This window comes from Brevundimonas sp. (assembly GCF_032107865.1).
In the GTDB taxonomy this organism is placed as follows: domain Bacteria; phylum Pseudomonadota; class Alphaproteobacteria; order Caulobacterales; family Caulobacteraceae; genus Brevundimonas.
The window spans coordinates 1-5,606 of the sequence record NZ_DAMCNG010000176.1; the positions used below are offsets into that span (position 1 = coordinate 1).

Sequence of the window (5,606 nt, forward strand, 5' to 3'; positions counted from 1 at the left end):
GGCGCTGGACCCGTCGCGGATGATGGAGACGGCCGAACGCATCAGCGGCCTGCGCCGCGAACGCGCCCGCGTCGCCGAGGCCCTGTCGCGCCTCATGGCGCTGGAGGCCGGGGTGGGGCCGGTGATCATCGCCAAGCCCTCTGATCCGACGGGCGTGGTGGAGGCCCTGCGCCGCTATGGCCTGAGCGCCGATCCGGCGGGAGAGCGGCTGCGCCTGCCCGTCTCGCTGAAGCCCGAGGTCAATGATCGCCTACTGGCCGCCCTGGGCGCCGCCAGCCCCGGCGCGCGCCGCAACCGCATCGGTCAGGCCATCCGCGACACCAGGGAAACGCGCATCGTCTGCGCCGTCGATCTGGACAGCGCCGGGCCGGTGAAGATCGAAACCGGCGTCGGCTTCTTCGACCACATGATCGAACAGGTGGCGGCGCACGGCGGGTTCTCGATCCGTCTGGCGTGTGAAGGCGACCTGCACATCGACCCGCACCACACGATCGAGGACTGCGCCATTGCTCTGGGTCAGGCGTTGAAACGGGCGCTGGGCGAGCGGCGCGGCATCGGCCGCTACGGCTTCGTCCTGCCGATGGACGAGGCGGAGGCGGCGGTGTCGATCGACCTGTCGGGGCGGCCCTATCCGGTATTCGAGGGGACGTTCGCCACGCCGATGCTGGGCGATTACCGCACCGATCTGACGGCGCACGTGGTGCGTTCGCTGGCCGAGAATCTGGGCGCGGCGGTCCACGTCCGCGTCACCGGCGACGACGACCACCACAAGACCGAGGCCGTGTTCAAGGCGCTGGGCCGCGCCCTGCGTCAGGCCATCCGCGTCGAAGGCGACGCCGTGCCCAGCACCAAGGGCGTGCTGTGAGCGAGGTCACCCTGATCGGTTACGGCTCGGGCAATGTCGCCTCGGTGCGGTTCGCGCTGGAGCGGCTGGGCGCGCGGGTGCGGATCACCGACGATCCCGCCGATGTGGCCGAGGCCGAGCGGATCATCCTGCCCGGCGTCGGCGCGGCCGGTTACGCCATGCAGCGGCTGAAGATGTTGGGTCTGATCGAGCCGTTGCGCCGGTTTCCGCGCCCGCTGCTGGGCGTGTGTCTGGGCCAACAGTTGCTGTTCGACGCCAGCGCAGAAGATGGCGGCGCCGACCTGCTGGGTCTGATCCCCGGCCGGGTCGAGGCCATCCTGCCCGCCCCGTCGCGCCCCTCGCCGCACATGGGGTGGAGCCGTCTGACGATCCGTCGCGAGGACCCGCTGCTGGACGGCGTGAAAGACGGCGACTGGGCCTATTTCGTCCACGGCTTCGTCTGCCCCGACGGCCCGGCGACCATCGCCGCCGCCGACTACGGCGTCCCCGTCCCCGCCGTGGTCAACAGCGCCAACCACTGGGGCTGCCAGTTCCACCCGGAGCGCTCGGCCGCCGCCGGCGCACGTATTCTGAAGAATTTTCTGGAGCTGCCCGCGTGATCTTCTATCCCGCCATCGATCTGAAGGACGGCGTCTGCGTGCGGTTGATGCACGGGCGGTTCGATCAGGTGACCCGCTATGACGACGCGCCGCCCGCGCGGCTAGCTGCTTTCGCAACAGAGGGCGCGCAGTGGGTCCACGTCGTCGATCTGGACGGCGCCGAAGCCGGGCGCGCCATGCAGCATGGCCTGATCGGCGAGATGGCGTCCTCCGTCGCGGTGAAGATTCAGTCGGGCGGCGGGGTGCGCTCTGAAGCCGATGTCGAGCGTCTGCTGGCGGCGGGCGTCAGTCGCGTCGTGGTCGGGTCCCTGGCCGTGACGAAGCCGGACGAAGTGCTGGCCTGGCTGGACCGTTTCGGGACTGAACGCATCACCCTGGCGCTGGACGTGAAATATGAGGACGGGGCTCCGGTCCCGGCGCTGAAGGGCTGGACGCAATCCGCAGGCGTTGATCTGTGGAGCGTGCTGGACCGCTATCCGTCCTATCTGCTGACGCATGTGTTGATAACCGACGTGGGCCGCGACGGCGCCCTGACGGGGCCGAACTTCGACCTGCTGGGCGAAGCGCGGGCGCGGCGGCCCGAACTGAAGATACAGGCCTCGGGCGGGGTGGCGACGCTGGACGACCTGACCGCCGCGCGCGATCTGGGCTGCGACGGCGCCATCGTCGGGCGTGCGATCTACGAGGGGCGCTTCACCGTGGCCGAGGCGCTGAAGGTGGTCGCGTCGTGACCGCGAGACGCATCATCCCCTGTCTCGACGTCAAGGACGGCCGCGTGGTCAAGGGCGTGCGGTTCGAGGGACACGTCGACATGGGCGACGCCGCCGAACTGGCCGCGCGCTATCGCGATCAGGGCGCCGACGAACTGGTCTTCTACGACATCACGGCCAGCCCCGAAGGACGGACGCTGGACTATGGCTGGGTGCAGGACATCGCCCGCCTGCTGGACATCCCCTTCTGCGTGGCGGGCGGCATCCGCAGTGTGGAGCAGGCGGCGCGCTGTCTCGACCACGGGGCGGACAAGGTGTCGATCAACTCGCCCGCGCTGGAGCGGCCCGAACTGATCGGCGAGATGGCCGCGCGGCTGGGGCGCCAGTGCGTCGTCGTCGGCGTCGACAGCGCCTTTCAGGACGGCGAATGGCGGGTGCATCAATACACCGGCGACCCGAATGCGCGGCGCGGCGCCGGGCGGCTGACGATGGAGTGGATCGTCGAGGCGCAAGGGCTGGGCGCAGGCGAGATCGTGCTGAACTGCATCGATCAGGACGGGGTGCGGAAGGGGTATGACGTGGCTCAGTTGGCCGAGGCGCGGCGGCGGCTGACCATTCCGCTGGTGGCGTCCGGCGGAGCGGGCGCGGTGGAGCATTTCCGCGAGGTGTTCGGGGAGGCGGACGTATCGGGCGCGCTGGCGGCCAGCGTGTTTCACTCGGGCGCGATCACAGTGCCGGAGTTGAAGCGTTATCTGGATGAGCAAGGCGTGGAGGTGAGGATATGACCGCCCTCCTTCCGCTCATCCCCGCGGAGGCGGGGCCCCAGTGCTTTGGCGACAAACGCCGCGTTCTGGGTTGCGCATACAAGGCCGCCGTCCGCCAAACGGCTCAAACCTGGGTCCCCGCCTCCGCGGGGATAAGCGGATCGAATCCATGAGCCTCGACATTTCCTCCATCGACTTCGCCAAGGGCGGCGGCCTGATCCCGGCCGTGGTGCAGGACGCCGACACCCTTCAGGTGCTCACCCTGGCCTATATGGACGAGGCGGCGCTGCGCGAGACGCTGGACAGCGGCCAGGCCACCTTCTTCTCACGCTCGCGCGGAGGACGGTGGCGTAAGGGCGAGACGTCAGGCGACTTCCTCAACGTCGTGTCGGTGACGCCCGACTGCGACGGCGACGCCGTAGTGGTGAAGGTGCGCCCGGTCGGCAACGCCTGCCACCTGAACCGTATCAGTTGCTTCGGCGACGAAGACGCGCCGGGGCTGGGCCGCGTCGGGCGGCTGGAACGCACCATCCATGTCCGGGCACAGGCCGATCCCAACGACAGCTGGACCGCGCGCCTGATAGCGCAAGGCCCCAAACGCGCGGCTCAGAAGGTCGGCGAAGAGGGCGTCGAGACGGCTCTGGCCGGGGCGGCGGGAGATAATACGGAACTCGCCAGCGAGGCGGCGGATTTGATCTATCACCTGCTGGTGCTTCTCCATGCGCGTGACATGGTGTTTCAGGATGTGCTGGACGTCTTGGCCCGGCGGGCGGAACCAGCCACAGACAAGGCTGACAACAAAGGCTGACGGCGCGCCATGCGGGGCGGCCTCGGACGAAGGAGACCTGAATGGCGGCGCTGATACTGTTCGGAGGCGGGGGCGACCTCGCCATGCGGATGCTGCTGCCGTCGTTGTATTTCCTGGATCACGACGGCCTGCTGCCGGACGGGCTGAAGATCATCGCCGCCGCCCGCACCGAAGAGACGACCGAGGCCTATCTGGAGCGCGTGCGCGCGGCGGTTCAACCCCGCGCCGAGGCCGACGGCGCCTGGAGCGAAGACAGCTGGAATCGACTGGCCGGGCGGCTGGATTACCTGGCCGTCGACGCCACAGACGCGCAGAGCCTGAAGCCGCTGAAGGCGCGTTGCGGCGAGGGCGCGATCACGGCCTTTCTGGCGGTGTCGCCGTCGCTCTATGGCCGCATCGTCACGGCGATGAAGGCGGCCGGTCTCGCCGGGCCGGACGACCGCATCGTGCTGGAGAAGCCGGTCGGGCGCGACCTGGAGAGCTTCCGCGCCATCGACGATGCGGTGGCCGACGCCTTTGACGAACGGCAGGTGTTCCGCATCGACCACTACCTCGGCAAGGAGACGGTGCAGAACCTGATCGCCCTGCGCTTCGGCAACGCCATCTTCGAGCCGTTGTGGAACAGCCTGACCATCGACCATGTGCAGATCACGGTCGGCGAGACGGTCGGCGTCGGCGACCGCTGGCCCTATTACGACGAATACGGCGCCCTGCGCGACATGGTGCAGAACCATATGCTGCAGCTGCTGTGCCTGGTGGCGATGGAGCCGCCCAGTCATCTGGACCCGGACTCGGTGCGCAATGAGAAGGTGAAGGTGCTGCGCTCGCTTCGTCCGATCATGGCCGAGGACGCCGAGCGCGTGACCGTGCGCGGCCAGTATACGGCGGGAGAGGTCGAGGGGCGCCCGGTCGAAAGCTACCGGACCGAGCGTGGTCAGCCGTCGGACACGGAGACCTTCGTCGCCCTCCGCGCCGATATCGACAACTGGCGCTGGGCGGGGGTGCCCTTCTTCATGCGGACCGGCAAGCGGCTGGCCGCCAAGCGCACCGAGATCGTCATCCAGTTCAAGCCGGTGCCCCACTCCATCTTCGGCCACGGCGAGCGGGGCGACATCTATGACAACCGGCTGGTGATCGAACTGCAGCCGGACGAGGACATCGCCCTGTCGGTGATGACCAAGAAGCCGGGGCTGGAGCAGCGGATGCAGCTTCAGCCGATCCGGATGAGCCTGTCATGGGGTCAGGACGGCAAGGACGGCGCGCCGCCGCGCCGCCGCATCGCCTATGAGCGGTTGTTGCTGGACGCCCTGCATGGCGACTCCACCCTGTTCGTGCGCCGGGACGAGGCCGAGCAGGCGTGGAAATGGGTCGATGAGGTGGCGGACGCCTGGGCGTGTCGCGAGTGTCGGCCGCTGGACTATCCGGCGGGAAGCTGGGGGCCGGAGACGGCCGACGTGCTGCTGTCGCGCACGGGCCGGAAGTGGAACGTGCGATGAGAAACGCCCACTGCTTTCCTTCTCCCCTCGAGGGAGAAGGCAGCCTGCGGAGCAGGACGGATGAGGGGGCTGTATCCGCCCGCTCGACCTTTGACGTCGCGCCCGTATCCGGCCGCCCCCTCATCCGAGCCGCGCTGCGGCCCACCTTCTCCCCCGAGGGGAGAAGGAGCGTGTCGGCATGATCCAGACCTTTCCTACTCACGACGCCTGGGCCGATGCCGCAGCCGACCGTCTGGCCACGGCGCTGGCGGATGCGCTGGCCGCCGACGGCCGCGCCCTGTTCGCCGGGTCGGGCGGGTCGACGCCCTCGCCCATCTATGCTCGGTTGGCGCAGACCGATCTCGACTGGGCCAGAGTCACGGCG

The 5,606-nt window shown here is 69.0% G+C and carries 7 protein-coding genes; all 7 read left to right on the plus strand.

Annotation, left to right across the window (positions count from 1 at the left end):
- Positions 1-865: imidazoleglycerol-phosphate dehydratase HisB (gene hisB / locus RT567_RS12935; protein ID WP_313576722.1), on the plus strand; the 865-nt coding region annotated here is incomplete at its 5' end.
- Positions 862-1,464 (plus strand): imidazole glycerol phosphate synthase subunit HisH, encoded by a 603-nt coding sequence (gene hisH, locus RT567_RS12940; RefSeq protein ID WP_313576723.1) that lies wholly within the window; start codon positions 862-864, stop codon positions 1,462-1,464. The genes hisB and hisH, both read left to right, overlap by 4 nt.
- Positions 1,461-2,195 carry a 1-(5-phosphoribosyl)-5-[(5-phosphoribosylamino)methylideneamino]imidazole-4-carboxamide isomerase gene (hisA, locus tag RT567_RS12945; RefSeq protein ID WP_313576724.1) on the plus strand — a complete coding sequence of 245 codons (735 nt, stop codon included), beginning with the start codon at positions 1,461-1,463 and terminating at the stop codon, positions 2,193-2,195. Before hisH ends, hisA begins: the two co-directional genes overlap by 4 nt.
- On the plus strand, positions 2,192-2,959 hold the full coding sequence (gene hisF / locus RT567_RS12950) for an imidazole glycerol phosphate synthase subunit HisF (RefSeq protein WP_313576725.1): 768 nt from the start codon (positions 2,192-2,194) through the stop codon (positions 2,957-2,959). The genes hisA and hisF overlap by 4 nt, the downstream gene beginning before the upstream one ends.
- A 148-nt stretch (positions 2,960-3,107) precedes the next feature.
- Complete coding sequence (gene hisIE, locus RT567_RS12955) at positions 3,108-3,746, plus strand: bifunctional phosphoribosyl-AMP cyclohydrolase/phosphoribosyl-ATP diphosphatase HisIE (protein WP_313576726.1); 639 nt, start codon at positions 3,108-3,110, stop codon at positions 3,744-3,746.
- A 41-nt stretch (positions 3,747-3,787) separates the two neighbouring features.
- Positions 3,788-5,242 carry a glucose-6-phosphate dehydrogenase gene (gene zwf, locus RT567_RS12960; RefSeq protein WP_313576727.1) on the plus strand — a complete coding sequence of 485 codons (1,455 nt, stop codon included), beginning with the start codon at positions 3,788-3,790 and terminating at the stop codon, positions 5,240-5,242.
- Positions 5,243-5,420: 178 nt separating this feature from the next.
- The coding region (locus RT567_RS12965) for a 6-phosphogluconolactonase (RefSeq protein ID WP_313576728.1) at positions 5,421-5,606 on the plus strand (186 nt) is incomplete at its 3' end.